This window comes from Pseudomonas caricapapayae, from assembly GCF_001400735.1.
In the GTDB taxonomy this organism is placed as follows: Bacteria; Pseudomonadota; Gammaproteobacteria; order Pseudomonadales; family Pseudomonadaceae; genus Aquipseudomonas; species Aquipseudomonas caricapapayae.
Window position 1 is genome coordinate 18,942 of sequence record NZ_LJPW01000068.1, and the last position, 25,863, is coordinate 44,804.

The 25,863-nt window shown below is 58.8% G+C and carries 23 protein-coding genes, 1 other RNA gene and 1 pseudogene; 14 read left to right on the forward strand and 11 right to left on the reverse strand.

Features of this window, described 5'->3' with window-relative positions; all coding sequences use genetic code 11:
* Positions 1-414 precede the first annotated feature (414 nt).
* The gene (locus tag ALO80_RS10490; protein WP_055008961.1) at positions 415-1,398 is read right to left on the reverse strand and encodes an NADPH:quinone oxidoreductase family protein; all 984 of its coding nucleotides are present in this window, start codon (positions 1,396-1,398) and stop codon (positions 415-417) included.
* Between the two features lie 130 nt (positions 1,399-1,528).
* Between ALO80_RS10490 and ALO80_RS10495 the strand changes: the two genes are divergently transcribed.
* The gene (locus ALO80_RS10495; protein WP_054985525.1) at positions 1,529-1,936 is read left to right on the forward strand and encodes a flagellar basal body-associated protein FliL; all 408 of its coding nucleotides are present in this window, start codon (positions 1,529-1,531) and stop codon (positions 1,934-1,936) included.
* A 6-nt stretch (positions 1,937-1,942) separates the two neighbouring features.
* On the opposite strand, the gene ALO80_RS10500 is transcribed toward ALO80_RS10495, so the two are convergent.
* Positions 1,943-2,392 (reverse strand): EVE domain-containing protein, encoded by a 450-nt coding sequence (locus ALO80_RS10500; protein WP_055008962.1) that lies wholly within the window; start codon positions 2,390-2,392, stop codon positions 1,943-1,945.
* A 194-nt stretch (positions 2,393-2,586) separates the two neighbouring features.
* Here ALO80_RS10500 and ALO80_RS31595 point away from each other — a divergent pair, with 194 nt between their 5' ends.
* Positions 2,587-2,739, forward strand: a complete 153-nt coding sequence (locus ALO80_RS31595; protein WP_004655149.1) for a hypothetical protein — start codon at positions 2,587-2,589, stop codon at positions 2,737-2,739.
* A 45-nt stretch (positions 2,740-2,784) separates the two neighbouring features.
* On the opposite strand, the gene ALO80_RS10505 is transcribed toward ALO80_RS31595, so the two are convergent.
* The 4 genes from ALO80_RS10505 to ALO80_RS10515 all read right to left on the reverse strand — a co-directional run bounded on the left by ALO80_RS10505 (position 2,785) and on the right by ALO80_RS10515 (position 4,235).
* Entirely contained in the window at positions 2,785-3,396 is a 612-nt protein-coding gene (locus ALO80_RS10505; RefSeq protein ID WP_054985523.1) for a 5-formyltetrahydrofolate cyclo-ligase, read from the reverse strand.
* Between the two features lie 94 nt (positions 3,397-3,490).
* A non-coding RNA gene (ssrS, locus tag ALO80_RS29370) (6S RNA) lies at positions 3,491-3,669 on the reverse strand.
* A 30-nt stretch (positions 3,670-3,699) separates the two neighbouring features.
* Positions 3,700-4,029, reverse strand: a complete 330-nt coding sequence (locus ALO80_RS10510; protein ID WP_055008963.1) for a cell division protein ZapA — start codon at positions 4,027-4,029, stop codon at positions 3,700-3,702.
* Complete coding sequence (locus ALO80_RS10515; RefSeq protein WP_002551573.1) at positions 4,026-4,235, reverse strand: TIGR02449 family protein; 210 nt, start codon at positions 4,233-4,235, stop codon at positions 4,026-4,028. The genes ALO80_RS10510 and ALO80_RS10515 overlap by 4 nt, the downstream gene beginning before the upstream one ends.
* Positions 4,236-4,385: 150 nt before the next feature.
* On the opposite strand from ALO80_RS10515, the gene ALO80_RS10520 reads away from it, so the two are divergent.
* The 4 genes from ALO80_RS10520 to ALO80_RS10535 all read left to right on the forward strand — a co-directional run bounded on the left by ALO80_RS10520 (position 4,386) and on the right by ALO80_RS10535 (position 8,815).
* Complete coding sequence (locus ALO80_RS10520) at positions 4,386-4,940, forward strand: YecA/YgfB family protein (RefSeq protein ID WP_054985522.1); 555 nt, start codon at positions 4,386-4,388, stop codon at positions 4,938-4,940.
* Between the two features lie 75 nt (positions 4,941-5,015).
* Complete coding sequence (pepP, locus tag ALO80_RS10525) at positions 5,016-6,350, forward strand: Xaa-Pro aminopeptidase (RefSeq protein ID WP_054985521.1); 1,335 nt, start codon at positions 5,016-5,018, stop codon at positions 6,348-6,350.
* On the forward strand, positions 6,347-7,534 hold the full coding sequence (gene ubiH / locus ALO80_RS10530; RefSeq protein ID WP_055008964.1) for a 2-octaprenyl-6-methoxyphenyl hydroxylase: 1,188 nt from the start codon (positions 6,347-6,349) through the stop codon (positions 7,532-7,534). Before pepP ends, ubiH begins: the two co-directional genes overlap by 4 nt.
* Before the next feature lie 51 nt (positions 7,535-7,585).
* A complete protein-coding gene (locus tag ALO80_RS10535; protein WP_055008965.1) occupies positions 7,586-8,815 on the forward strand; it encodes a 2-octaprenyl-3-methyl-6-methoxy-1,4-benzoquinol hydroxylase in 1,230 nt (409 codons plus the stop codon).
* Between the two features lie 230 nt (positions 8,816-9,045).
* On the opposite strand, the gene ALO80_RS10540 is transcribed toward ALO80_RS10535, so the two are convergent.
* The gene (locus ALO80_RS10540) at positions 9,046-10,038 is read right to left on the reverse strand and encodes an AraC family transcriptional regulator (protein ID WP_055008966.1); all 993 of its coding nucleotides are present in this window, start codon (positions 10,036-10,038) and stop codon (positions 9,046-9,048) included.
* 635 nt (positions 10,039-10,673) lie between these two features.
* Between ALO80_RS10540 and ALO80_RS10545 the strand changes: the two genes are divergently transcribed.
* From ALO80_RS10545 to ALO80_RS10560, 4 genes are all read left to right on the forward strand, one after another.
* Entirely contained in the window at positions 10,674-11,957 is a 1,284-nt protein-coding gene (locus tag ALO80_RS10545; RefSeq protein WP_055008967.1) for an MFS transporter, read from the forward strand.
* Between the two features lie 214 nt (positions 11,958-12,171).
* Complete coding sequence (locus ALO80_RS10550) at positions 12,172-12,753, forward strand: alpha/beta hydrolase (protein WP_055008968.1); 582 nt, start codon at positions 12,172-12,174, stop codon at positions 12,751-12,753.
* Between the two features lie 80 nt (positions 12,754-12,833).
* Positions 12,834-13,784, forward strand: a complete 951-nt coding sequence (locus ALO80_RS10555) for a sigma 54-interacting transcriptional regulator (RefSeq protein WP_055008969.1) — start codon at positions 12,834-12,836, stop codon at positions 13,782-13,784.
* Between the two features lie 200 nt (positions 13,785-13,984).
* Entirely contained in the window at positions 13,985-14,767 is a 783-nt protein-coding gene (locus ALO80_RS10560) for a MetQ/NlpA family ABC transporter substrate-binding protein (protein WP_054985514.1), read from the forward strand.
* 171 nt (positions 14,768-14,938) lie between these two features.
* Here ALO80_RS10560 and ALO80_RS10565 read toward each other — a convergent pair whose 3' ends face one another.
* The 4 genes and pseudogenes from ALO80_RS10565 to ALO80_RS10580 form a co-directional block, all read right to left on the reverse strand.
* Entirely contained in the window at positions 14,939-16,174 is a 1,236-nt protein-coding gene (locus tag ALO80_RS10565; protein ID WP_055009013.1) for an alpha/beta fold hydrolase, read from the reverse strand.
* Positions 16,175-16,290: 116 nt separating this feature from the next.
* Positions 16,291-16,908 (reverse strand): GAD-like domain-containing protein, encoded by a 618-nt coding sequence (locus ALO80_RS10570; RefSeq protein WP_055008970.1) that lies wholly within the window; start codon positions 16,906-16,908, stop codon positions 16,291-16,293.
* A gap of 10 nt (positions 16,909-16,918) precedes the next feature.
* Positions 16,919-18,222, reverse strand: a pseudogene (locus ALO80_RS10575) (DUF6861 domain-containing protein).
* A gap of 318 nt (positions 18,223-18,540) precedes the next feature.
* Positions 18,541-21,639, reverse strand: a complete 3,099-nt coding sequence (locus tag ALO80_RS10580; protein WP_055008971.1) for an autotransporter domain-containing protein — start codon at positions 21,637-21,639, stop codon at positions 18,541-18,543.
* A gap of 219 nt (positions 21,640-21,858) precedes the next feature.
* On the opposite strand from ALO80_RS10580, the gene ALO80_RS10585 reads away from it, so the two are divergent.
* The 4 genes from ALO80_RS10585 to ALO80_RS10600 all read left to right on the forward strand — a co-directional run bounded on the left by ALO80_RS10585 (position 21,859) and on the right by ALO80_RS10600 (position 25,778).
* The gene (locus ALO80_RS10585) at positions 21,859-22,755 is read left to right on the forward strand and encodes a TauD/TfdA dioxygenase family protein (RefSeq protein ID WP_055008972.1); all 897 of its coding nucleotides are present in this window, start codon (positions 21,859-21,861) and stop codon (positions 22,753-22,755) included.
* Between the two features lie 16 nt (positions 22,756-22,771).
* Positions 22,772-23,653 (forward strand): ABC transporter ATP-binding protein, encoded by an 882-nt coding sequence (locus tag ALO80_RS10590; RefSeq protein ID WP_055008973.1) that lies wholly within the window; start codon positions 22,772-22,774, stop codon positions 23,651-23,653.
* 193 nt (positions 23,654-23,846) lie between these two features.
* On the forward strand, positions 23,847-24,713 hold the full coding sequence (locus ALO80_RS10595) for an ABC transporter permease (RefSeq protein WP_055008974.1): 867 nt from the start codon (positions 23,847-23,849) through the stop codon (positions 24,711-24,713).
* A 45-nt stretch (positions 24,714-24,758) separates the two neighbouring features.
* Entirely contained in the window at positions 24,759-25,778 is a 1,020-nt protein-coding gene (locus ALO80_RS10600; RefSeq protein WP_055008975.1) for an ABC transporter substrate-binding protein, read from the forward strand.
* The last annotated feature ends 85 nt before the right edge of the window (positions 25,779-25,863 follow it).

The following is a 25,863-nucleotide window of genomic DNA, read 5'->3' on the forward strand; positions in this document are numbered from 1 at the left end:
GAAGATGCTGCCTTAGTGGTTTATATATTTTCGCGCTTACCTTCTAATAAAGAAGGCTATGCGAGCAGTGTGAGGATTTCTTCTCGGTGCGTACAAAGCTTCAGTCACGGACAGCGTGAGCGCCGCGTACTTGTGGGAGTGAGCTTGCTCACGAAGAGGTCGGTGGCGCCGGTGAAGATCTCGCGGATATCTCCCGTTTCTCACGTGCCAGTAACAATGCCTTTTGTAAGGCTCCGCGTCGCAATTCGCACCATGACTCACATTCAGGATTGGACGCGAAGTCTTCAGAAAAGCATGAGCGGGCATGGCAACGAAAATGCTTGTTGCCCTGTAAGTACGCTTTCTCGAGCAAGCGAAGCGTCGCCCGGCTCATCTCCCACATCTCAGGGAATCTCGCGTGCTTTTGCGTGAGCTTCAGGTCTTGCCAACCAACACCACCACCTTCCCCACAGCCCTGCGTCCCCCCAACAAATCAATCGCCTCCCCAGCCCTTTCCAGCGGATAAACCGTCGACACCAGTGGCTTCAATTTCCCTTCTTCAAACCACGCAAACAGCTGCTTGAAGTTCGCCGCATTGTCCTGCGGTTGTCGCTGGGCAAACGAGCCCCAGAACACGCCGACCACCGAAGCGCCCTTGAGCAGGGTCAGATTGACGGGCAGTTCGGGGATGCGGCCGCTGGCGAAGCCGACGACCAGTAGGCGACCGTTCCAGGCGATGCTGCGGATGGCCAGGTCGAAGAGGTCGCCGCCGACCGGGTCGTAAATCACGTCGGCGCCGTTGCCGTTGGTGAGGCGTTTGACTTCGTCCTTGAGGCTGGTTTCGCTGTAGTTGATCAGCTCGTCTGCACCTGCGTTTCTGGCCACTTCGAGTTTTTCTGCGCTGCTGGCGGCGGCGATGACGCGGGCACCGAGGGCTTTGCCGATTTCCACGGCGGCCAGGCCGACGCCGCCGGATGCGCCCAGCACCAGCAGGGTTTCGCCGGGTTGCAGGTGGCCGCGTTGTTTAAGGGCGTGCATCGAGGTCCCGTAGGTCATGCTGAATGCGGCGGCAGTGGTGAAGTCCATGCCCTGCGGAATTGGAAGTACGTTGTAGTGGGGAACGGCGACCTGCTCGGCAAAACTGCCCCAGCCGGTGAGTGCCATGACACGGTCGCCGGCTTTCAGGTGGCTGACGTTTTCACCGACGGCCGCTATCACGCCTGCGGCCTCGCCACCCGGTGAGAACGGGAAGGGCGGCTTGAACTGGTACTTGCCCTCGATGATCAACGTGTCGGGAAAGTTGACCCCGGCGGCGTGCACGTCGAGAAGGATTTCGTTCTTTTTGATCGCGGGGCCGGGGACGTCTTCGAGCGCCAGTGTGCTGGCAGGACCGAAGGCTTTGCATAACAGGGCTTTCATCGGGCTATTCCTTTTTCGGTAATGGCCGATAAAGTCAGTTAAGCGGGTTCCCGGGTCAACAAGCATGGCCCTGCCTGATAAGCACACATAAGCTGTAAGCTACGTGGCAAACCGGATTAAGGAGTGGACTGTGAAAGCGTGGATTCTGATGTTGCTGGCCTTGTCATTGCCCGTTATGGCACAGGAAGAAGCCAAGGAAGAAGGGGGAGCGCCCAAGGCGGCATATGTTTCGCTGACGCCTCCGTTCGTGGGTAATTACGCGCTGGATGGCGGCCCTAAGCTGCGCGTCTACAAGGCTGACATTGCCTTGCGTGTAACGGGTGCCGATGCCGAGGCTGCCGTGAAGCGTAATGACGCATTGATCCGTAATCAACTGGTGTCGCTGTTCACTCAGCAGTCGGTGGATTCCATGAGCAGCGCCGAAGCCAAGGAAAACATTCGTCAGGAAGCACTCAAGCAGGTTCAGCGCGTGATGAACGATGAAGAAGGCAAGCCGATTGTCGAAGACTTGCTGTTCAATAACTTCATCGTTCAATAACGCCCTTCAGCGCAGTGCCAGGATCGCCGCCCATTGTTCGGCGGTGACCGGCATGACCGAGAGCCGGCTGCCTTTCTGTACCAAAGGCAGTTGCTCCAGCTGGCTTTGTTGCTTCAGATAACCCAGCCCTAGCACGTGTTTGAAGATATCCACATATTCGACGTCAATGGCACTCCACGGGTTTTTATCCGCAGTCGCCCTGGCGTCGTGATAGTGGCTCTCGGGGTCCAGCGCAGTAGGGTCTGGATAAGCGGCCTTGGCAATTTTGCCAATACCGGCGATTCCTGGCTCCGGACAACTGGAGTGGTAGAAAAAGAATTCGTCGCCCTCGGTCATGGACCTCAGAAAATTACGCGCCTGATAATTGCGGACCCCGTCCCAGCGAGCGTTGCCCAGTCGTTGCAGGTTGCTGATCGAGAATTCATCAGGCTCGGACTTCATCAGCCAATAGGCCATTGTTCTCACTCCAGAGACAAAAAGTTCACAGTATTACCGACAGTTTGATGACAAACCGACAATCGGCTTGCGCCACTATTTGCGTACCGGTTCACGTTACCGCAAAATGCCGCCCTTTAAAGCTCCACGCTGTTGCACGGCCTCTACAAGAACCGATGCTGACATCGTATTGATTTGCCTAAGGAGGGCAGTCAATGAAACGCAAGCCTGATTTACTCTGGATTCTGGTTATTCTGTTTGGCTTGGGTGTCGTGACAACCGGTTATGCGCAGAGCCTGTGGACCAGCAAGGATGACGCTCCAGTCGAAATCACTCAACAACAGCAAAAAGTCCCCGGCAGGCATTAAGCCCTGTTCCTGCTCTGATCGTTGATTGCCCTGCCGGCTGAACGATCAGAGCGTCTGTGTCATGTACCAGCCCTTGTTGGACACCGTGCCCTGTAGCGGAACATCCCAACTGGCCTGCGCCAGTCGATCCACTTTCTGACACTCGTGAGCCAGACCCAGCAATACCGGTTTGCGCCAGGTCTTTCTGCGCGCCAGATACGCCAGGCTGCGGTCGTAGAAACCTCCGCCCATGCCCAGGCGACCGCCTTCGTCATCGAAACCTACCAAGGGCATCAGGATCAGGTCGAGTGCCCAGACAGGGCGTTGCTTTGCCCTGACGATGCGCGGCTCGGGGATACGGAAACGGTTGGGGATGAATGTCTCGCCGGGGCGTACGCGCTGAAAAACCATGCGGGTGCGTGGCCAGGCATTGAGCACCGGCAGATAGGTGGCCTTGCCGCGCCGTTGTGCCTCATGCAGCAACAATCGTGGGTCGATCTCGCCATCCATCGGCAGGTACAACGAAACATGTCGGGCACGCCGAAAAAGAGGGTGCTGCGCCAGTTGCCGGTAAACGTCCCGTGCAGCTGCACGTTGCTGGCTGCGACTCAGCGCCCTGCGCGCGGAGCGTAGCTGGCGGCGCAGTTGCGGACGAGTGAGCGATTGGGCGCTGATCATGAGCGGAAGGTCATGCAGGCTGATCCGGAAAGGAGGTTGAAGCCAGAGCAGGATCGTCGTTGCCAGACAGCTGGGCTGGCAACGAACTGAATATGGACTCCCCGACGAACCGCTGTCGGTTTAGCCCTTGAACCCGAAAGTTCAAGGTGGAGATTGCAGGAGGTTTTAAGGCTTTCCGTCGAGCGGACATGCACACCAACCCCAACGTGCAACCCCCGTGGTTGTGCGTATCGGCTCAGGGACATGACCGACTGGCAAGCACTCCAGGGAGCAGCGCGAGTATACAGAAATGCCCCGTAATAATCAGCCCCGAGTTGAATCCGGTGTGCCGGGCGTGTCTGTGGCAAGCACCAGATCGACCTTGTCGAGCAGATCCCGGACCTGTTCGCGGGTCGAGCTGCTGGTCTGTACATCAGGCAGATGCTCTTTGTGCAGCAGATCGTGAGTAATGTTCAGGGCAGCCATTACGGCAATGCGGTCTGCGCCGATGACTTTGCCGCTGCTACGGATTTCACGCATCTTGCCGTCCAGGTAACGGGCGGCACTGACCAGGTTGGTGCGCTCTTCCTGAGGGCAGATGATGGAGTATTCCTTGTCGAGGATCTGAACGGTAACGCTGTTGCCATTGCTCATGAGTCTTGCTCCAGGGCTTTAAGGCGCGAAATCATTGACTCGACCTTCTGCCGGGCGATTTCGTTTTTTTCAATGAGTTGAGCGCGTTCCTCGCGCCAGGTTTTTTCCTGAGCTAATAAGAGTGCGTTTTGGCCTTTAAGTTGCTCGGCATACTTCAGGAGCAGCTCCACACGTTTCATCAGCGCTTGCAGGTCGGTGTCTTCCATTGTTTTCCACTGAATACTTTCTGATGAATGGCAGGGGGAGCGATGCTTGTGCTCAAGCTCGAACCGCCGTCCGGGTGATCTTGTCGCGCGGATAGTCTAGGATACAAGGCCTTCATTCTAGACATTGCGCCGTTTGGCGACTAGCTACCCATGCCCATTCAGAATTCTCCGTACAAAGCGTTCGCCACTCTGCTCAACAGTGGCGGTCACCAGGTATCCCCCGCCGAGCTGCATGGCTTGCTGCTGGGGCGCAGTTGCGCAGGTGCCGGTTTCGATAACGAAGGCTGGTTCGCCGATGCTTCGGTGCTGCTGGAAACCGAGCCGCAGGACAATATCCGTGCGGCGCTTGTCGGCCTGCAAGAGATGGTCAAGGGCGAACTCACCGGTGACGACATGACTGTCGTGCTGTTGCTGCCGGGTGACGACGAGCCGCTGACCGAGCGCGCTGGTGCGTTGGGCCAATGGTGCCAGGGATTTCTGGCGGGTTTTGGTCTGGCCATTGGCGACAAGGCGCTCGGCACCGAGGCCAAGGCTGTGCTTGAGGATCTGGCGGCAATTGCCCAGGTTCAGGACGCGCTGGAAGAATCCGAAGATGGCGAGACCGACTACATGGAAGTCATGGAGTACATGCGCGTAGCCCCATTGTTGCTGTTTACCGAATTCAACGAACCGTCTGCGCCGCAGCCCAAGCCTTCTCTGCACTGATTGCCCATCACTGCGACACCGGTCCGTGCTGGCAACAGCACTGGCCGGTGGCCTCCATCAGGACGCCTGCTGCCCATGATTCAGATCCCGAAGTCCGAGTACGCTCGCCGCCGCAAGGCCCTGATGGCTCAGATGGAGCCTGACAGCATCGCTATCCTGCCAGCCGCTGCGGTTGCCATTCGTAACCGCGATGTCGAGCACATCTACCGGCAGGACAGCGACTTTCAATACCTGAGCGGCTTTCCCGAACCGGAAGCCGTGGTGGTGCTGATCCCCGGGCGTGAATATGGCGAGTACGTATTGTTCTGTCGTGAGCGCAATCCCGAACGCGAGTTGTGGGAAGGCCTGCGCGCCGGACAGGAAGGTGCGATCCGGGATTTTGGTGCAGACGATGCATTCCCGATCAACGACATCGATGAAATCCTGCCGGGCTTGATCGAAGGCCGTGACCGGGTCTATTCGGCGATGGGCAGCAATCCCGAGTTCGATCGGCACCTGATGGACTGGATCAACGTGATTCGCTCCAAGGCACACCTCGGTGCCCAGCCGCCCAAGGAGTTCGTCGCGCTGGACCATCTGTTGCACGATATGCGTCTCTACAAGTCGGCGGCAGAAATCAAAGTCATGCGCGGTGCGGCAGACATCTCTGCGCGTGCTCACGTACGAGCCATGCAGGCCTGCCGTGCGGGTCTGCATGAGTTCAGCCTGGAGGCCGAGCTTGATTATGAATTCCGCAAAGGCGGCTCGAAGATGCCGGCCTATGGTTCCATCGTGGCCTCGGGGCGCAACGGTTGCATCCTGCATTACCAGCAGAACGATGCCGTGCTCAGGGACGGTGACCTGGTACTGATCGACGCAGGCTGCGAAATCGACTGTTATGCCAGCGACATCACCCGCACCTTTCCGGTGAACGGCAGGTTTTCACCCGAGCAAAAAGCCATCTATGAGCTGGTGCTCAAGGCACAGCATGCAGCCTTCGAGGCCATCGGTCCCGACAAGCACTGGAACCAGGCGCACGAGGCAACGGTCAAGGTGATTACCGCCGGGCTGGTTGAGCTGGGCCTGCTGCGAGGCGATGTCGATCAGTTGATCGAGAGCGAGGCCTACAAGATGTTTTACATGCACCGTGCCGGGCACTGGCTGGGCATGGATGTTCACGACGTCGGCGAATACAAGGTCGGTGGCGAGTGGCGCGTACTGGAGGTCGGCATGACGCTGACTGTTGAACCCGGGATTTACATATCCCCCGACAATCTGGACGTCGCGAAGAAATGGCGAGGTATTGGTGTGCGCATCGAGGACGACGTGGTTGTAACCCGGCAGGGCTGTGAAATCCTCTCCGGCGGCGTGCCCAAGACCGTCGCCGAGATCGAGGCGCTGATGGCGGCTGCACAGGCACAGGTCGCATGAGCCGCTTCAATATCGCTATCGTCGGTGGCGGACTGGTGGGTGCAAGCCTCGCACTTTCGCTGCAGGCCGGGGCCAAGGCACGCGGCTGGAAGATCGTGCTGATCGAGCCATTCGCGCCGGGTGAAGCCTGGCAACCCAGCTACGACGCGCGCTCCTCTGCGCTGTCGTTCGGCACGCGGCGGATCTATGAGCGTCTTGGCCTCTGGCAGCAGATAACCCGACGCGCCGAGCCGATCCTGCAAATTCAGGTTTCGGACCGTGGCCGTTTTGGCGCTACCCGCCTGTCTGCAATCGAAGAGGGCGTTCCGGCGCTCGGTTATGTCGTCGAAAACGCATGGCTCGGTCAGGCTCTGTGGGCGGGGCTGGATCGTGATGTCGTCAGTTGGCGAGTGCCCGCCGAGGTCAGGCACATGCAGCCGCTGGCCAATGGTTATCGCCTGAGCCTGAGTGATGAAACCGAACTGGACTGTGATCTGGCCGTGCTCGCCGACGGCGGTCGCTCCAGCCTGCGCGAGCAGCTGGGTATCGGCGTGCGCCAGCGGCCCTACGACCAGAGTGCGCTGATTGCCAACATCACACCGAGCGAAGCGCACTGCGGACAGGCGTTCGAACGTTTCACCGATGACGGGCCGATGGCGTTATTGCCATTGCCTGAAAACCGCTGTGCGCTGGTCTGGACGCGGCCCGGCAACGACACGCAGCGTCTTGCCGAGCTGGATGACCGCCGTTTTCTTGAAGAACTGCAGGGCGTGTTTGGCTATCGTCTGGGCACGCTGCGTCAGGTCGGTGCGCGACATGTCTACCCGTTGGCGCTGGTCGAGGCTGAGGAGCAGGTACGCTCTAATCTGGTGATTCTGGGTAACGCGGCGCACAGCCTGCATCCGATCGCCGGTCAGGGTTTCAATCTGTCGCTGCGCGACGCCGATGCACTGGCCGAGACGCTGCTCGACAGCGACGCCCCGCTCGGTGATCTGCCTACCCTGCAGCGCTACCGGGAGCGCCAGCGCCAGGATCAACAATTGACGGTGGGGTTCTCCGACAAGGTTACGCGCCTGTTCGGCAGCACTCAGTCGGCAGTTGCCACCGGACGTAATCTCGGCTTGCTGGGCCTGGACCTGTTGCCAGCCGCCAAACGCTGGTTTGCCCGTCAGGCCATGGGTCTGGGGACTCGATCCGATGTGTGAATTACAGACTTTAAACACAGGGCTTCGGCCGCAAGCGAGAACGGTTTGACCATGGAAACGCGCGCAGATGTGCTGATTGTCGGAGCTGGAATGGTCGGTAGCGCCCTGGCCCTGGCGTTGCAGGGCAGCGGTCTCGATGTGCTGGTGGTCGACGGTGGGCCGATGAGCGTCAAGCCCTTTGATCAACAGTCCACCTTCGAGCCGCGGGTCAGCGCCTTGTCGGCGGCCAGCCAGCGGATTCTTGATCGGCTGGGCGTATGGGACGGCATTGCGGCGCGACGCATCAGCCCGTATGCGCACATGCAGGTCTGGGATGGCAGCGGCACCGGGCAGATTCACTTCTCGGCCTCCAGTGTGCACGCTGATGTGCTGGGTCATATCATCGAGAATCGTGTAGTGCAGGATGCGTTGCTCGACCGCCTGCATGACAGCGACATCGGTTTACTGGCCAATGCGCGGCTTGAGCAGATGCGTCACTCCGGCGATGACTGGCTGCTGACCCTTGCGGATGGTCGCCAGTTGCGTGCGCCTCTGGTGGTCGCTGCCGATGGTGCCAATTCGGCGGTGCGCCGCCTGACCGAAACGCCGACGCGTGAATGGGATTACCTGCATCACGCCATCGTTACCAGCGTGAAGACCGCCGACTCTCACAAGCAAACCGCCTGGCAGCGGTTTACCGATGACGGCCCGCTGGCTTTTCTGCCGCTGGAGAGGGAAGGCGAGCACTGGTGCTCCATCGTCTGGTCGGTCACACCTGCCGAAGCCGAGCGCCTGATGGCGCTGGACGACGATCTGTTCTGCGGCGAGCTGGAGCAGGCATTCGAGGGGCGGTTGGGTCAGGTGCTGTCTGCCGATGCGCGCGTATGCGTGCCACTGCGTCAGCGTCACGCCAAGCGTTACGTTGCCAGGGGCCTGGCCCTGATTGGCGACGCGGCGCACACCATTCACCCGCTGGCCGGGCAAGGCGTGAACCTGGGCTTTCTCGACGCCGCCGTGCTGGCAGAAGTCCTGACCCATGCTGCCGTGCGCGGCGAACGCTGGTCTGACATGCGTGTGCTGGGTCGCTACGAGCGTCGTCGCATGCCGCACAACCTGGCGCTGATGGCTGCAATGGAAGGTTTCGAACGGCTGTTCCAGGCTAACCCGCTGCCACTGCGCTGGTTGCGTAATACCGGCTTGAAAATGGTCAACCGAATGCCCGAAGCCAAGGCGCTCTTCGTGCGCGAGGCGTTGGGGCTGTCGGGGGATCTACCTGAACTGGCGCGGATCGAAGCACGCTAGGATCGGACGCAGAGCGTCCAGAACTGCATACCCACGCGGAGCATGGGTACGATGGTGTTCTTGAGCGCACTGACACGATGGTGTCCTTGTAAACACTGATCGTTCCTCACACTCCAGCGTGAGAATGCCTTTCGTGACGCTTCGCGTCACAATTCTGCCACGCCACACATTCGTGATCGGACGCAGGCCCGCGTGGAGCATGGGCATCAGGGTGCGCCCCCCCTCAGCGCTCAGCGCACCACGCCGCTGCGATACTGACCAGGGGTCAGTCCGGTCCAGCGTTTGAAGGCACGGCTCAGGCTGTTGGTGTCGGTAAAGCCCAGCAGGTAAGCGATTTCGCTCAGCGAGCTTTGCGGGTCGTTCATGTGCAACAACGCCAGGTTCTGGCGGCATTGATTGAGCAGCAGGTCGTAGCAGCAGCCCTCGTCGGCCAGATGACGTTGCAGGCTGCGCGTGCTCAGGTGCAGGGCTTCGGCGATGTTTCTGGCGGTCGGTTCACCGTCCGGCAGAAGAGTCTCGATGGCAGAGCGCACGCGCTGCTCCCAGATCAGCGAAGGCAGCGGATCGCCACTGGGTTCCTGCCCGTTCACTTGTACCGGGCCGTCATCAAGGTGGCTGTCGAACTGATCGCCAGCAAACTCCAGCAAGTTCTCCGGTGCCGCGAACACCAGCGGTGCGCGGAACAGGTCCTGCCAGGGTTGCGGATTGTCGGGCGCGGGACGCTGTAGATGCACAGCCAGCGGCGCGTAGCCCCTGCCTAAGCGGTTGCGACAGGTGCGCACGTAGATGGCGGCAAATGCATCGAGCAACTCATGGGCCGGCAACTGACACGATTTCGGCGTGCCGAAGCGGAATTCATAGCGCTCGCCAACCGTTCTGAAATCAAGTTCCAGAGAGTCCTCAGCCATTGAGCGGTAACGTACGATGCGCTCGAAAACTTCACGCAGTGAGCCGCTGGCCACCAGTGTGTAGCCCAGCGCGTGGAACGCCGTCGGGCTGACAAAACGCGATACACGCAAGCCCAGAGCCGGTTCGAGGCTGGCCTGCACTGCTTGTTGCCAAAGTGCGGCAGTGACGTCCGGCGGAAACTGCGCACCGGGATCACCCAGCATGCTCAGGTCCAGGCCCGCGCTCTGGCACAGCGCGTCGCTGTTTACGCCCAGTGCATCGAGCTGCTTGCGAAGCGCAGGGGTCCAGCTGGCGAGACTGCTTGGCTCAGGCATGCGGACGCCTCTCCCTGACATGTGGGTAATTCAGCGCCGGGCCAGTGCCGACAGCAGTTCAAATGGCAAATCCCTTGCCTGACGCCGCTAGCAAGAATGAAAGCAATTGTGACAGTTGTGCAAGTGTTTAGGCGCGTTTCTTGCTGACGGACTGCGATCCCCATGCGCGGTCCCCATCAGGCACCCCTGAACAGACCAAAACGGACATGGTCACGCACCGACTGCATAGTCGTCGTATAACAAAAAAAGACCGTCCTCCGAGTAAACCTCCGCTAGCGCTTGGCAAGCGGGGATCGGCATTTCTGCCATTTGACACCGGCACGGCAAATGACTATAAATGCGCCATGTTGTACGACAACATAAGTCTTTTAAAAAATTACAACCATAAAAATAATTCAAAGAGTAACGATTCCATGACCAGTCTGGTTTTTCAGGCATCAGCACAGCCTCGATCATCTCGTAAATCGCTTTTTTCACGCGATTGTCGACGAAATGTATCGAACATCGTTTTAGAGAAGACCGTAATCTGAAGTTACATAAAATCAGCCGCCTCACGGTCGTGGCCGCGGGACGCTCATCGCCAATCTAAAAATAACCAGGGTGAAGAGATGAAGATAAAAGGCATTCGGTGGTGGATGGTGGGGCTGGTAACAGCCGGCCTGGTCGTCAATTACCTTGCACGCAACACGTTGTCCGTGGCAGCGCCGACGCTGATGAGCGAGCTAAGCATTTCTACCGAGCAGTACGCGCACATCGTCGTCGCCTGGCAGTTGTGCTACGCCATCATGCAACCGGTGGCGGGCTACGTCATTGATGCCATCGGCACCAAGATGGGGTTTGCGATTTTTGCCGTTGCCTGGTCTGCCGCCTGCGCTGCCGCAGCGTTCGCAACGGGCTGGCAGAGTCTGGCAATCTTCCGTGGCATGCTCGGGCTGACCGAAGCGGCGGGCCTGCCCGCAGGTGTCAAGGCCACGACCGAGTGGTTTCCGGCCAAGGAGCGCTCGGTCGCCATCGGCTGGTTCAACATCGGTTCGTCGTTTGGCGCATTGCTTGCGCCCCCGCTGGTGGTCTGGGCCATTCTGCAAAGCGGCTGGGAACTGGCGTTTCTGATTGTCGGCGGTCTGGGTATTGTATGGAGCGGTCTGTGGCTGCTGTTGTACAAACACCCTCGCGATCAGAAGCGTTTGAGCGACACCGAGCGCGACTACATCCTCAGTGGTCAGGAATCGCGCCTCAAGGATGCACCGGCCCAGAGGGGCAGTTGGAAGCGGCTGTTCAAGAACCGTAATTTCTACGCGATTGCGTCAGCGCGTATTCTTTCCGAACCTGCCTGGCAGACCTTCAATGCATGGATTCCGTTGTACCTGATGACCGAGCGTCACATGAACATCAAGGAAGTCGCGATGTTCGCCTGGCTGCCGTTTCTGGCGGCTGACATCGGTTGCGTGCTGGGCGGCTATCTGAGCCCGCTGTTTCACAAGTACTGCAAGGTTTCGCTGTTCACGTCACGCAAGATGGTCATGCTGTTCGGCTGTTCATGCATGATCGGTCCGGCCTGTATCGGGCTGGTCGAAAGTCCTTATACCGCTATCGCGTTGCTGTGTATCGGCGGTTTCGCGCATCAGACCCTGTCGGGCGCGCTGTATTCGATCACCTCGGATTCATTCGGTAAAAACGAGGTGGCCACCGCTACCGGCATGGGCGGAATGTTCGGCTTTTTTGGTGCGGCAGCGTTCACCATGGTATTCGGCGTGCTGGTCACCAAGATCGGCTACAGCCCGCTGTTCGTGGTGCTGGCGATTTTCGATATCGTTGCCGCGATCATAGTATGGAACGTTGCCCGCGAAGTCCCGCAGAACGACGAACCCGTGGCGCTGGGCGTCGGCGAGCAGGGCGTTGGTACTGTTGCCGCAACGTGAGGTCGTCGTAATCCTGTAACGAAGCCTGGGTATTCTTTGCCCTGAAAGTGATTTTTTATTAGAGGCCGTTCCTCGAAGGCAGGGGGCGGCTTCTTTTTTTGTCTGACGGCTGATATTCGTTTTGGGAATTAATAAATAGCTTCTTATTCCTTAGCGAATATAACTTCCATCCCTATACTCGTCTCATGAACGCATACATGCAGGAGGCGAATCCATGCATAACGAGTCGATCCGGTATCTGATCGTGCCAGGCTGGCAAGGGTCTCCTGATGATCATTGGCAGACCCACTGGCAGAACAGCCTGCCCAACAGCACACGTGTGGAACAGGCCGACTGGCTGAAACCACGACGTGAGGACTGGGTGGGAGAGTTGCAGCGCACGATTGCAGCGCACAGCACGCCGGTGATCCTGATCGCTCACAGCCTGGGTTGTGTGACCGTCGCACATTGGGCTCAACTCGCACCGCTGGAGACGCTGCGTCAGGTGCAAGGCGCGCTGCTGGTAGCACCTGCCGACGTCGAACGTCCCAATTGCCCGCCTGCATTGCGTAACTTTGCGCCGATCCCTGCTGACCTGTTGCCGTTTCCGACACAGATTGTCAGCTCTGACAACGACCCGGCGGTCAGCTCCCAGCGTGCCATGGAAATGGCGCGTCATTGGGGCGCAGAGGTCGGGTTTCTGAGTCAGGCCGGGCATATCAACGTCAAATCCGGCCATCAGCGATGGGAGCAAGGTTTCGCCTATCTGTACCGGCTGCAAAACCGTTTGGAGCAGCACGCGCGTCGCCGCGCATGAACGGCAGTTTTTTATCGGACTCGCCGGGTCCTGTCTTTTAAACGCTTGAGCCGTCGCAAGGGCTCAGGCGGGAGTGTGTCATGAGCCTTCACGAAAATTTCGGTCAGCCGCTGCTGACCTTTCCCGATGCAGAAAAAAGCCCGCTGAGCATTCGCGCCAAGGCGCTGGTGTTCATCGATCCGCGCTCGCGCAGGCTGCGCGAAGAAATGGAACAGTTGGCACCCCGTTCGCTACCGGTGCTGATCCGCGGCGAATCCGGGACCGGCAAGGAGTTGCTGGCGCGGCACATCCATCGTGGCAGTGATCGCTCGGGTTTGTTCGTTTCAGTGAACTGCGGTGCGATCAGTCCGACGTATGCCGACGCCGAATTGTTCGGCTATGCCGCCGGAGCCCACAGTGGAAAGGTCAGCAGCCGCGCAGGCTGGTTCGGTTCGGCCAATGGCGGCACCTTGTACCTGGACGAAATCGGCGACCTGCCGCTGCCGATTCAGGTCAAGCTGCTCGCTGCCCTGGAAAATCACGAGGTCACGCGAGTGGGCGCGCACCAGCCGAGCCCGGTCGATGTGCGGCTGGTAGCCGCCACCAGCATTGATCTGGCGCAGGCCGTTGCCGCCGGGAAATTCCACGAACGGCTTTATCACTACCTGAGCGAGGGCCGCCTTGATCTGCCGGCGTTGCGCGAACAGCCGGGCAACATTCTGCCGCTGGCCGAATATTTTGTCGGGATCTACAGCCAGCGCCTCAGCCTGCCTGTGCAACTGATCAGCGAAGACGCACAACGCACGCTGGAGGCCCACAGCTGGCCCGGCAACACCCGAGAGCTGGAGAACGTCATTCACTTTGCATTGCTGGTCAGCAACGGTGACGAAATCCGGGCTGAGGATATCAATCTGCCGGATATTGCTGCGCCGTTTACCCTGATCGAGCGTCAGGCGCATCTGCTGCTCGAAAAGGGTGATCGTCAGCAGCTCTCTGCGCTCCGGCAACTGCTGGAAACAGTCACCTCCGAGCTGGAAAAAAGCACGGTTTGAGGCGCGCCAGACCGGTTGTCATCAGGCACAATGGATCGTGATGCAAAAAAGCATAAGCACTCGACTAAAAAGTATTTTATCGGAATATAAAACACCGGTAATGTCAGCATGATGTCGCAGGGTTCGGATCGCTGCGGCAAACCATTGAATATCAGCGGTCATTTATGGATGACGCTCTTGGATTTCGTTAAGGACATTGCATGAAAAAGACGTTTTTGCTGACCGCTCTGGCGGCTGTGTTCTCGATTGGCCTGGCACACGCAGGTGAAAAGCTGGTCGTAGGCGCAACGCCGGTGCCGCATGCGGAAATCCTGAAGCTGATCCAGCCAACGTTGGCCAAGGAAGGTGTAGACCTGGAAATCAAGGTGTTCACTGACTACGTTCAGCCGAACGTCCAGTTGAGCGAAAAGCGCCTGGACGCCAACTATTTTCAGACCAAGCCTTATCTGGATGGCTTCAACAAGGGCAAAGGCACCAGCCTGGTGACCGGTGTTGGCGTACACGTCGAACCGTTCGGCGGCTACTCCAGCAAATACAAGAAGCTGGCTGACCTGCCTGAAGGCGCAACCATCGCCATTCCAAACGAAGGCAGCAACGCAGGCCGTGCACTGCTGCTGTTGCAAAAAGGTGGCCTGATCACTCTGAAAGATCCGACCAACGCGCTGTCCACGCCGAAAGACATCGCGACCAACCCGAAGAAATTCAAGTTCCGCGAACTGGAATCGGCTGTACTGCCACGCGCCTTGAGCCAGGTTGACCTTGCCCTGATCAACACCAACTACGCGCTGGAAGCCAAGCTCAATCCGAAGAAGGATGCGCTGATCATCGAAGGTGCGGATTCGCCGTACGTGAACTTCCTCGTTACCCGCGAAGACAACGCCCACACCGATGCCATCGAGAAACTCTCGAAGGCGCTGACCAGTCAGGAAGTGAAAGACTTCATCAACAAGAAGTACGACGGCGCGGTACTGCCTGCGTTCTGACCCACTGACTCTCGTTCCCCCAACGATCGTGCGACGCTCCGCGTCGCATGTCGTTCTGGACGCTCCGTGTCCGATCTTGAATGTGCGGCGCGACGCAGATTTGTGACGCTGAGCGTCACCCAGGGCATTCCCACGCTGCAGCGTGAGGAACGCCAGGTGCCTGGCTGAAGATCAGCGCTGAGGCATCGACTCAGTCGCCCCACAATTCCCCGCCATAAACTCTCCCGAAAACGCTTTCTCGACAAAACGTGTCGAGTCCGGCAGAGAGCCATTCACCGCTCCCGAGTGATCCAGTTGCGGGTAGTAATGCCACTCAACGCGGTCGCCTGCCTTGCACGCATCCTTGACCAGCGCGATCTGGCTGCGAACAGGTGAAATGACATCCTTGCCGCCCGTGCCTATAAAAACCGGAATGTCCGTCTTTAGCGTCGGGTAGTCCGAGTGGCGATTGACCTGATCAAGCGCTGGATCGGGTGAGCGTTTGAAACTGTTGTTGAAGGTCAGTCCATCCGCGACGACCTTGCGCTCAATGGTTTGCAGGCATTCACGCTGACTGGTTGCGAACGCGGGCTTCGACCGATCGCTCAGATAATCGGTAGGCACAAACGACGGATCGATCAGCGCTGCGGTGCTCAGTCGCAACAGGTTATAGGCCAGCGATGGTGAGACCTGATCGCGGAAGGGGTCCGGTGCCGGATGTTTCTCGCGCGATTGAGCCATCGGATACGGCGTCCCGGTCGCAACCACGCCGACAATATTCAACTCCGGTGCGTAAGTCTTCTTGTAGACAGCCGTCGCAAACGCCGCACGACCGCCCTGCGACTGACCAAACACGACAACCCGCAAGGACAAATTGAAATCCGCCCTCTGAACCGCGCGAATACTGTCGAGCACACCATAAGCCAACGGGCTGCTCAGCCCGAATGGATGCAGCCCCGGCGTCCCCAATCCCTCATAGTCGGTCGCCACAATCGCATAGCCCCGCCCGAGCCATTCATTCAGGTAGCGCGTATCGCGATCACTGCGCCGGGCAAATGAAGGCGCGCAGACATCCGCGCTACCAACCGTGCCATGCGCCCACGCCATCAGCGGCCATCCGCCCTTTGGCGGCGTGCCCTCAGGAATGAACAATGCACCCGACACCGCAATGAGCCCATTGCTGCGGCCGTCAGTCGAGGTATACAGAATACGAATGTTCAGCGCGGCGTTTTTCAGACCTTGCTGTGGCGTGAGCGGCTCAGAACGCAGCAGCTCCCCGGGCCTGGACGGCAGGTCGCCTGTCCAAGTGTAAAAGCCCGGCACGCCGCCGTCTCCGGGCACTGCTTCTGAGGTGGCTTGAGGCGTACCACTGCAGCCGGTCAGCAGTGCGAACAGCAGGGCAGCTGACGACCACACCAATGAGTGCATCATCACTTCTCCAAAGCCTTTAACGTGTGAGCTTCGATTTAAGCCGATCAGAGCGCTGACGTCACCCATGAACTCAGCCCGTTCCTTCGGCCCGATCCGGCGAAGGGGCATGAGGGCTAAACGTCAGGAAAACCCCAGTCCTGGAGCGGTGAGAGCTGGGACAGAAATTCCAGATGTTCGAGAGTTTTTACTTTCTGTAAGTTTTTCAACTTTATAGAGCCACCAAGGGCTATAGCAGGTACGAATCCATACATCTCATCACTATCAAGCTCTCCCAGTGCCTCTAAGGCTGGCTCAAACAAATCCGCAACGTTGATGATCTCGGGCTTCATTGATAAGAAAAAAACTTTAACTCCAAGGTCGGATTTGCTTCCCGTAAATGCGGAATTTCGGATTGAGTATCTTGACATATAGCTAGTGATCGAAAGGCTATAGCAACTTTCCTCTCCCCAAACATAAAGCTCTCCAAACGCACTGCGGGCGATGACATAATAATTGTCATGTTGAGGGAGTTCTGTACTTGAAATCCACTGATCCAAAATGGCTTGATAGTCTTGAGGATTGACAACCCACAAAATTCCATTGCCAAAACCCGACCAGCCGTATTCCTCCCAGTAGTGAATTAACTGGTCGGGGAGTTTGCCTTTATATCTGGCAATACTTGATTTTGGAACTTCTTGACGCTTGGTTGGGGGGGCAAATTTTTTGAGAAAAAGGTCATAATACTCGTCCATAGTTATCTTCCTATTTACATCTTTCAAGTTTGGCATTGATTTTTGTAATATTTTGAATAGCAGCGGGTACTTGGCTAGCCGCCTTATCTAAGCTCCCGATACGGCTTTGCCATTGTGGACCAATGCTAGCGTTAATGCGCCGATCGCCTAAGTCGGTAATAACGTCTCGACCACCAGCAACTAGGTCGGGGTTATGCAGGGCCGCTAACGTTGCCATTTTCTGTTCTGTTATTTTTTTTGCCATAATTAAAGCCTGTTCAGGAGAAATATTTTCACTTATGAGCTTGTCTAAAAGCTGGTCTTCCATCCTGCCGCCAAGTAATTTACGAGCATTCGCTGCCACTACGGGATCCCTCAGCGCTTCCCCGTTCTTAAACGCCTCCCGCCCCTTTAAATACTCTTCAACCGTCAAATTTTTCAACCCCTTCTCCTGGCCCGCCAGTTGACGATCAAACTCAGGAATTCGGTCGAGGTGCTTATCGCTCACGTTAAAGCATGGCACCTTGTGCTCAGGCATGCCTGACGGTCTTTTCGGATCGGGCTCGTCCGCACGTCGATTGGGCGGTGGCGGTGGCGGTTCCTGTTTGTCCAGTGCACTTTTACGAGGGCCGGCGTTTTGCAGGTCGGGGTGTCTTGTCAGGGCGTCTTCGTGCTGGAGCATCCATTGGCCCAGCTTCGCACCTTTTTTACTGGCTTGCATTTCATTGGCAAGCACGCTTGCATTGCCTCGGCCGCGCGTCAGGTAGGCGACGATGGCGCCCAGTAGCAGCACCACCACTTCTTCGTGGCCTTGGGCGATGTGATAGGCGGCGCGGTCTACAACCTGGGGATCATCGCCGCCGAAAGGGTTGAGGCCAGGCTCGCCACGGGTGCCTTCCCAGGCGATGGCGATGCCACGCGTGTAGTTTCGACAATACGAGGAAGGCCGTCGACGAAGAATTCGGCAATGGATGCCAGGCCGAGAATGCCAAGGATCCAGGTGCTGAGTTCCAGACCGATTGCGGCACCCGCCATGCCCATGGGGACGGCGCCTGCACCAAAGAAAAAGCTGCCGACTCCCGCACCTATTGCGCCACCGGCGAGCGCACTGCCCGCGACGATCATGGCCATTTGGCTAACCACGTCTATCAGGTCGTTGATGATGCTGGAGATGTCGATATCTGCGAAACGCCGCCCTAGCCGACGGGCCGCTTCCAATTCGCCGCGGTTGAACGCGCTTCTGATATTGCCGACGCGTCTTAGGTTGAGCTGTAGTGTTGAAACCGGCTCATTGTTGAGTTGGCGCTGGAAGCTGGCTCCAGGCTGGTAGCCCATGCTTCGGCTGAAGCGCCGTTCTTTGGGTGTTTCTGACGGGTCCTACGCGTTGAGTCGCAATGTTCCGCATGCAGCTCTCTGAATTAGTAGGAGCGGACTTGTCCGCGAACTGCCGGGAACCGGCAGCAAAACCGGCCGCCTCAATACACCAGATACAACCAAGGTGGCCGGTTCTGGGGCCGCTTCGCAGCCCTTCGCGGACAAGTCCGCTCCCACGCTTTCCGGGCAGAAGCGCGTTATGTGCACGGACCGGGCGACGCCTCGCTTGTTCGCGATTTGTCGATTTTTTGAGAGCTGCACAGTTGAAGACTTTCAGCCTTAGAACGCCAGCGTCACCCGCGCATTCAGCGACTGATCCGATGCATCGTTGCTCACCTGACCGTCATAGCTCAGGCTCACGCTCAAGGTGTCGCTCAACCCCAGATCTACGCCAGCGCCGAGCACGGCTGCGCTGCGGGCAATGGGGGCGCCGGACAGTTCGAAGGTGCTGCCGCCGCTGAAGGTTGAGCGGCTTTCCGGAGTGACGTCACCGTAGGCGCGACGCCAGCCCAGTGTGGCGTTGGGTTTGATCACGACGCTGCCAGCGCTCAAACGGGTCGCGGCACGCAGGCCCAGGGTACTGAAAGTGATGTGGTTGTCCTGGGATTTGTTCTCCAGGCGGATGGCGTTGCTGTTCTCGTCGAAGGCGTCGGTGTCGAGGCGTACGTGCGCCAGGTTGGCGAAGGGTTCAAGCAGCGCGTTGCCCATCTCGATGGAATAACCCAGTTCGCCGAAGACTTGATTGGTTGCCGCTTTGTAGTCTTCCTTGAAGTGCTCGGACGAGCCTGGCAAGTCCAGTGTGCGTTTGGCAGTCAGTTCGTGCCAGGTGCGCACGGCACCAAGGCGCAGGCCCAGCTGGCCCCATTTCGCGCCGCCATAGACACCCAGGTGGTAGTTGTCGCTGTCGGTGGAGCCGGAGGCATGACGCAGGTCGAAGCTGCTGTTGCTGAAACCGGCCAGCGCGCCCATGCGCCAGGTCTCGTCGAGCGGTACGTCGGCGCCGAACAACAGGCCGCTGCTGCGGGTTTCGAGGCCCGAGGCGTCACGGCTGCTGTCGGTTTGACCGGTCGCACCGATGGCCTGGGTCCAGACCACGCCACGTGAAGCATCGCCGGCCAGAGTCTGTGTGGTGCTGCCGAATGACTGCGCAGATTGCGCTTGCTGCAGGCGATCATTCATGGCGTTGCGCACCAGACGGCTGTCTTCGATCAGCGCAGATTGTGTCGACGCATGCAGCTCGTTGGACAGCGCGCCGAACGTAGCCTGCGCCGTCGACGCATCATCCTGCACCACCTGACGCCACAGCGCATTGCCTACGCCCGCGCTGTCCAGGCCCTGTGCGACCGCCCTGGCATTGCGCGTGGTCGCCAGACTGGCGAAGGTTTGTGCGTTGCGATCCAGTGTCAGCCCGACATCGGTCGCGGTGTAGTCCAGTGTCGGCGTGAGGAACGCGAAACTGGTTTGCGCAGCGACGAACCTGCCGCTGACGCCACCCGCTGCCGAGAGGATCGAGTAACGGCTCGCGGCCAGCCAGTTACCGCCTTCAACCAGTGACAACGTGCTGTTATTGAGGGTCGCGCGACCGCTGGCGACAATGCGGTCGGCATTGCCGTTAGCGTCCGATTCCACCTGATAGACCGAGCCCTGAGCCAGATTGACGTCACCGTTGACGTTCAGTTGCCCGACCGAATTACTCGGTGCAACCACGCCGCCCTGAGCGACATTGATGCCGCCGACGCTGCCGTTGCCACCCAGCGTCGCGCCTTGCTGCACGCTGACGATGGAGTTGCCCAGGTTACCGTTCACCGCCAGTCGACCGGCCTGCACGGTGGTCGCACCGGACAGGGTGCTGTTGCCGGTCAGGTTAAGCGAACCGGCACCGCGCTTGATCAACGCGCCGCTGCCCGTCAGTGTATTGGCGAGGGTGTCGTTGGTTGACTGATCAAGCACCAGCGTTGCGTTGTCGGTGATCGTGCCACTGCCGAAGGCCTGGGCGTGACCGGTCAGGGTGCCACCGTTGATCAGCGTGCCGCCCGAGTAAGTGTTATTGCCGGTCAGTATCAGGTTGCCGGTGCCGTTCTTGATCAGTGCGCCGCTGCCGCTGATGTCGTTGCGCCAGGCGTCGATAGCGTTGTAGCCACCCAGACTGGCGTTCATGTTGACGGTGACGTTGGAGTTGAATGCACCGTAGCCGTCGCCTGCGGCATACAGGTTCAAGCGACCGTAGCCACCTGACTGATCGATCACCGCATAGCCTGAAGATATTTCTGTGGTCGCCAGAATCTCGCGACGCTGGCTGGCGTTCAGGTACGGGAAGCGTGTTTCGAGCAACACTTCGGCGTTGGTCGGCACCACCGCAGCCAGGTTGGTCGGGCCAACCGGATCGAAACCGTACGTCATGCGCGAGGTGTACAGCGCCTTGTCCTGTGCGTGTTGAGAGGTGCGGTCGGTCGCCGGGTCGATGGCCGCCATACAGTTGTTGACGTCACCGCCACACTGCGTCGTGAAATAGGCCAGCGCCTGTGCGCGAGCGTCGGCGCGCAGTTGGGCGTTGGTCGTATTGGACAGGTTGTCGATGGCGAAGTAGGTCGCCGTAATGCGCCCGCCGATCACGTCGAAGGGCGAGTGCATGCCCGCTTCGATACGGTTGTCGCCGATTTCCGAAGCGCGCAGCATCAACTCGCTGAACCGTTCGGGAATCGCATAGGCCAATGCGTAGGCTGACAGGTAGGCGGCGTTGGTATGGCCGCTCGGGAACCCCGAGTCACTGGCCGGCGTGGTGCTTTCGGCCGGACGCAGGGACGGGGCGACCACGAATGCCAGATTCTGTCCGTCCAGGCTCTGCCGCCATGGTCGTGGATACAGGTAGTGGGACTTGGCCGGTGTCGTGGAGGCATCATTGCGCACGGCACCGACCAGATCGACGACCTTGCCCAGTGCCGAAGACGAGCTGCCCGCACCGTTGCCCTTGTCGTCGTATTTGACGGTTTTGTTGCTGTCGTCGAATTGCGTGATGGTTGTGAAGGCACCCGAACCTGCTTTGTAGGCATCGCTCAACGAGCCCAGGCCGCTGATGGCGCTGTAGCTCTGGTCGCGGCGGTCATCGAAGTAGGCGGCGGTTTCCTGCGCCAGTGTGCGCGAATTGGCGCGGTCGACCACAATCTGCAGGTTGCGCTTGAGCAGGCTCTGGCCAAGGGCAGTCGGCGTGCCGGTATCCCAGGTCGCTCCGGTCGTCCACAAGGTATCGAACCCGGAAAGCAGATCGACCCCATTGATCCGGTTGTCATTTGCACGGCTCGCTGCCTGTACCGATACCGCAAGCAGTGAAAGGATCAACGACGACATCATTACGTGGGTAACCGGTTTGTTACATCGCATGGCGAGCGCCTGTACTCAGTTCGAATAAGGCGCCGACCCTAGCAAGGCGGTCTTACAGTGCGATGTATCTGTCGTGACACATTTATGTGAGTCATAGCGCTCAAAAAAGCCACAGGGCGCATTCAGAACTATAGATATTCCTTAACGGTATTTAAATTCTCTTTCTTATATCTATAGAGTTTCGTCTTTCAGTCACACTGTTCTGGAGTCGGAGTTCTCATGCCAGCAGCCTCCCTCGCTTCATCGTGCGCTCAACCTGCTTCGCAATCGTTCGATGTGCGTCCATTCACCGAAAAGGTGGGCGCTGAAATCGTTGGGCTGGATCTGTCCAGGCCGTTGAACGATGCCGACTTCGCTCGTGTGCATCAGGCACATCTGGATCACCACGTCGTGGTGTTCCGCGATCAGCAGATCACGCCGCAACAGCAGATCGATTTCAGCCGTCGCTTCGGGGTGCTGCAGATCCATGTGCTCAAGCAGTTTCTGTTGGCCAACCACCCGGAAATCCTGATCGTCTCCAACATTGTCGAGAACGAGAAGCCTGTGGGCCTGGGCGATGCCGGCAAATACTGGCATTCGGACCTGTCTTACAAAGAGCTGCCGAGCCTGGGCTCGATGCTTTACGCTCAGGAGCTGCCAAGTGAAGGCGGCGATACGCTGTTTGCAGACATGCATCTGGCGTGGGACACATTGCCGCAACACCTGCGCGATGCAGTCGAAGGGCGTTCAGCGGTTCACAGCTACACCGCACGCTACGCCGAAGGTCATAACGCCGCCAATTGGCGTCCGACCCTGACCGCCGAGCAACTGGCCCAAGTGGTCGAGGTCAGCCACCCGATTGTCCGCACTCACCCTGAGACCAGTCGCAAGGCGCTGTTTGTCAGCGAAGGTTTCACCACCCGGATTCTTGATCTGCCGGAAGACGAGAGTCGTCAGATTCTCAACGAGATCTACGCCCACAGCGTGAAGCCCGAGCACATCTATCGGCACCAGTGGCAAGCCAACGACATGGTGTTCTGGGACAACCGTTCTCTGATTCATCTGGCTGCCGGCTGCCCGGCCCATCTGCGACGCAAACTGCATCGCACGACCATTCAAGGCACTGCGCCATTTTGATTCAGGAGAGCTGTTCATGAATGCTGTCGCGCAAGGCCACACGGCCAGCACGAGTGCCCAAACGCAACCGGCTGTTCAGCACAGCACTGAAGCCTTGTTGCAAGTCCGCGGCGTCAGCCTGGAATACCGCACTCCGGAACGAGTGGTGCGAGCGACGCATCAAGTCAGTTTCGAAGTCGACCCGGCCGACCGTTTTGTCTTGCTCGGCCCATCGGGTTGCGGCAAGTCGACCTTGCTCAAAGCGGTGGCCGGGTTCATTCGGCCCAGCGAGGGCGAGATACGTCTGGCGGGCCATCAGGTCACCGAGCCCGGTCCGGACCGCATCGTGGTGTTCCAGGAATTCGACCAGTTGCCGCCGTGGAAAACCGTGATCGAGAACGTCATGTTTCCGCTGCTGGCGTCACGCACCCTGAAACGCCCCGAAGCGCTGGAGCGGGCGCGCTATTACCTGGAGAAAGTCGGCCTTAGTGCGTTTGCCGATGCCTATCCGCACACCCTTTCTGGCGGTATGAAAGCGCGTGTGGCGATTGCCAGGGCCCTGGCCATGCAACCGAAAATCCTTTTGATGGACGAGCCATTCGCCGCGCTTGATGCACTGACCCGCCGCAAGATGCAGGAAGAACTGCTGGAGCTGTGGGAAGAGGTGCGTTTCACGCTGCTGTTCGTTACACATTCAATTGAAGAAGCGCTGGTGGTCGGTAACCGCATCCTGCTGCTGTCGCCGCATCCTGGCCGTGTACGGGCGGAAATCAACAGCCATCAATACGACCTGAAAAGTCTCGGCGGCGTCGGTTTCCAGCAAACCGCGCAACGCATTCATCGCCTGCTGTTCGACGAAGGCGAGGCCGGACCGGTCGAGCAAGAGCTGAATTTTCAGGACATCCGGATCGCTTATTGATACGCGCTTCTGCCCGTAGGGCGTGGGAGCGAACGGGTCTTCTGTGGGAGCGGACTTGTCCGCGAAGGCGGTAGTTCAGAATATGCATCTTCGGATAGCGTACCGGCTTTTTCGCGGACAAGTCCGCTCCCACAAAAGCCCGTTTATTAGAACGTTCTGCATACGCTTTTTACGACTACCGAGAACCCAAACCATGAGCCTCGCACCTCCTGCTCGCGAAGAATACGAAGTCACTCTTGAGCCGTTCACTCAGGAAGATCTGGCCCGCGACCTGCCGCTGGCCCAGCGCATCTGGCAACTGAGCTGGGTACGCAAGTGCGTGATCATGGTCGCCCTTGCCGTGCTCTGGGAGCTGGCCGCGCGCGTGCAGAACAACGACCTGCTGTTGCCCAGCTTTCTGCAAACGGCTGCCGCCTTTTATGACGGGCTGATTTCCGGCGAGCTGCCGGGCAAGGTCTGGATCTCCCTGACCGTACTGATCCAAGGCTATCTGATCGGTATTGTTCTGGCCTTCGCCCTGACCACCCTGGCAGTGTCCACCCAACTGGGGCGCGACCTGCTTGGCACATTGACCGCCATGTTCAACCCGCTGCCTGCGATTGCGCTGCTGCCGCTGGCGTTGCTGTGGTTCGGGCTGGGCCAGAACAGCCTGATCTTCGTGCTGGTGCATTCGGTCCTGTGGGCACTCGCGCTCAATACCTACGCGGGCTTTCTGGGCGTCTCGGAAACCCAGCGCATGGCCGGGCGCAATTATGGCCTCAAAGGCCTGCGCTTTGTCTGGCACATCCTGATCCCTGCTGCGCTGCCATCGATCCTCGCCGGTCTGAAAATCGGCTGGGCTTTTGCCTGGCGCACGCTGATCGCTGCCGAGCTGGTGTTTGGTGCGTCATCCGGCAAGGGCGGTCTGGGCTGGTACATCTTCCAGAATCGTAACGAGCTGTATACCGACAAGGTCTTTGCCGGTCTCGCGGCGGTGATCCTTATCGGCCTGCTCGTCGAGAACCTGCTGTTTGCCAACATCGAGCGTCTGACCGTCAAGCGCTGGGGCATGCAGCGTTGAAGCGCCGTTACACAGTCTTTTATTGAAAAATCAGGGTAAGCACATATGAAAACTCGATTTCAACGCCCGACACTGACTGTGTTGGCGACCACGCTTGGCCTGTTCGGCGCACTGTTCGGCACGGGCGCACAGGCTGAAGGCAAGATCAGCATCGCTCAGCAATTCGGTATCGGCTATCTGATCCTCGACGTGGTGCGCGATCAGAAGCTGATCGAGAAGCATGGCAAGGAGCAGGGCCTGGACATCAAGGTCGACTGGAACAGCATCTCCGGCGCGACCGCAATGAATGAAGCCTTGCTGGCCGGTGCGCTGGACGTGGTGTCGGCAGGCGTGCCGCCGATGCTGACCGTCTGGGACCGTACCAAGGGCAAGCAGAACGTCAAGGCCATTGCCTCGCTGGGCTCGATGCCCAATTACCTGCTGACCAACAACCCTGACGTGAAGACCATCAAGGACTTCACCGACAAGGACCGCATTGCCGTACCTGCCGCCGGTGTAGGCTTTCAGTCGCGTACGTTGCAGATCGAGACCGCCAAGGTATTCGGTAACGACAACTACAAGAAATTCGACAACATCTCGGTGAGCCTGGCGCACCCGGATGCCACTGCAGCATTGCTGGCGGGCGGCTCGGAAATCAACTCGCACTTCTCCAGCCCGCCGTTCCAGTATCAGGCGCTGGAAAACCCCAGCGTTCACAAGGTGCTCAGTTCCTATGACGTACTGGGTGGTCAGGCGACGTTCAACGTGCTCTATACCACCCAGAAATTCCACGACGAAAACCCCAAGACCTACAAGGCGTTCTACGACGCGCTGGCCGAAGCCGAGAAGATCATCAAGGCCGACAAGCCCGCTGCCGCGCAGACGTACATCCGCGTCGAGCAATCCAGACTGCCGTTGCCACTGGTAGAGAAAATCGTCGCCGACCCGGAAATCGACTTCACCGTCACGCCGCAGCGCACCTTCATCTACGCCGAAAAACTGCATGAACTGGGCGTGCTGAAAAACAAGGCGGCGAGCTGGAAGGACTACTTCTTCGAAGAAGCGCACGGCACTGAGGGTAGCTGATCGGCGCGGTTTGAAGATGACGCGGAGCGTCATGAAGGGCATTCCCACGCTGGAGCGTGAGGAACGAGAGGTGATCTCGGGAACA

Coding starts and splice junctions, on each gene's coding strand:
- ALO80_RS10595 (WP_055008974.1), top strand. CDS start 23,847: ATGAGCCTCGCACCTCCTGCTCGCGAAGAATACGAAGTCACTCTTGAG.
- ALO80_RS10570 (WP_055008970.1), bottom strand. CDS start 16,908: ATGGACGAGTATTATGACCTTTTTCTCAAAAAATTTGCCCCCCCAACC.
- ALO80_RS10550 (WP_055008968.1), top strand. CDS start 12,172: ATGCATAACGAGTCGATCCGGTATCTGATCGTGCCAGGCTGGCAAGGG.
- ALO80_RS10510 (WP_055008963.1), bottom strand. CDS start 4,029: ATGAGCAATGGCAACAGCGTTACCGTTCAGATCCTCGACAAGGAATAC.
- ALO80_RS10535 (WP_055008965.1), top strand. CDS start 7,586: ATGGAAACGCGCGCAGATGTGCTGATTGTCGGAGCTGGAATGGTCGGT.
- ALO80_RS10545 (WP_055008967.1), top strand. CDS start 10,674: ATGGTGGGGCTGGTAACAGCCGGCCTGGTCGTCAATTACCTTGCACGC.
- ALO80_RS10490 (WP_055008961.1), bottom strand. CDS start 1,398: ATGAAAGCCCTGTTATGCAAAGCCTTCGGTCCTGCCAGCACACTGGCG.
- pepP (WP_054985521.1), top strand. CDS start 5,016: ATGATTCAGATCCCGAAGTCCGAGTACGCTCGCCGCCGCAAGGCCCTG.
- ALO80_RS10505 (WP_054985523.1), bottom strand. CDS start 3,396: ATGATCAGCGCCCAATCGCTCACTCGTCCGCAACTGCGCCGCCAGCTA.
- ALO80_RS10580 (WP_055008971.1), bottom strand. CDS start 21,639: ATGCGATGTAACAAACCGGTTACCCACGTAATGATGTCGTCGTTGATC.
- ALO80_RS31595 (WP_004655149.1), top strand. CDS start 2,587: ATGAAACGCAAGCCTGATTTACTCTGGATTCTGGTTATTCTGTTTGGC.
- ALO80_RS10565 (WP_055009013.1), bottom strand. CDS start 16,174: ATGCACTCATTGGTGTGGTCGTCAGCTGCCCTGCTGTTCGCACTGCTG.
- ALO80_RS10540 (WP_055008966.1), bottom strand. CDS start 10,038: ATGCCTGAGCCAAGCAGTCTCGCCAGCTGGACCCCTGCGCTTCGCAAG.
- ALO80_RS10585 (WP_055008972.1), top strand. CDS start 21,859: ATGCCAGCAGCCTCCCTCGCTTCATCGTGCGCTCAACCTGCTTCGCAA.
- ALO80_RS10555 (WP_055008969.1), top strand. CDS start 12,834: ATGAGCCTTCACGAAAATTTCGGTCAGCCGCTGCTGACCTTTCCCGAT.
- ALO80_RS10520 (WP_054985522.1), top strand. CDS start 4,386: ATGCCCATTCAGAATTCTCCGTACAAAGCGTTCGCCACTCTGCTCAAC.
- ALO80_RS10560 (WP_054985514.1), top strand. CDS start 13,985: ATGAAAAAGACGTTTTTGCTGACCGCTCTGGCGGCTGTGTTCTCGATT.
- ALO80_RS10590 (WP_055008973.1), top strand. CDS start 22,772: ATGAATGCTGTCGCGCAAGGCCACACGGCCAGCACGAGTGCCCAAACG.
- ubiH (WP_055008964.1), top strand. CDS start 6,347: ATGAGCCGCTTCAATATCGCTATCGTCGGTGGCGGACTGGTGGGTGCA.
- ALO80_RS10600 (WP_055008975.1), top strand. CDS start 24,759: ATGAAAACTCGATTTCAACGCCCGACACTGACTGTGTTGGCGACCACG.
- ALO80_RS10515 (WP_002551573.1), bottom strand. CDS start 4,235: ATGGAAGACACCGACCTGCAAGCGCTGATGAAACGTGTGGAGCTGCTC.
- ALO80_RS10500 (WP_055008962.1), bottom strand. CDS start 2,392: ATGGCCTATTGGCTGATGAAGTCCGAGCCTGATGAATTCTCGATCAGC.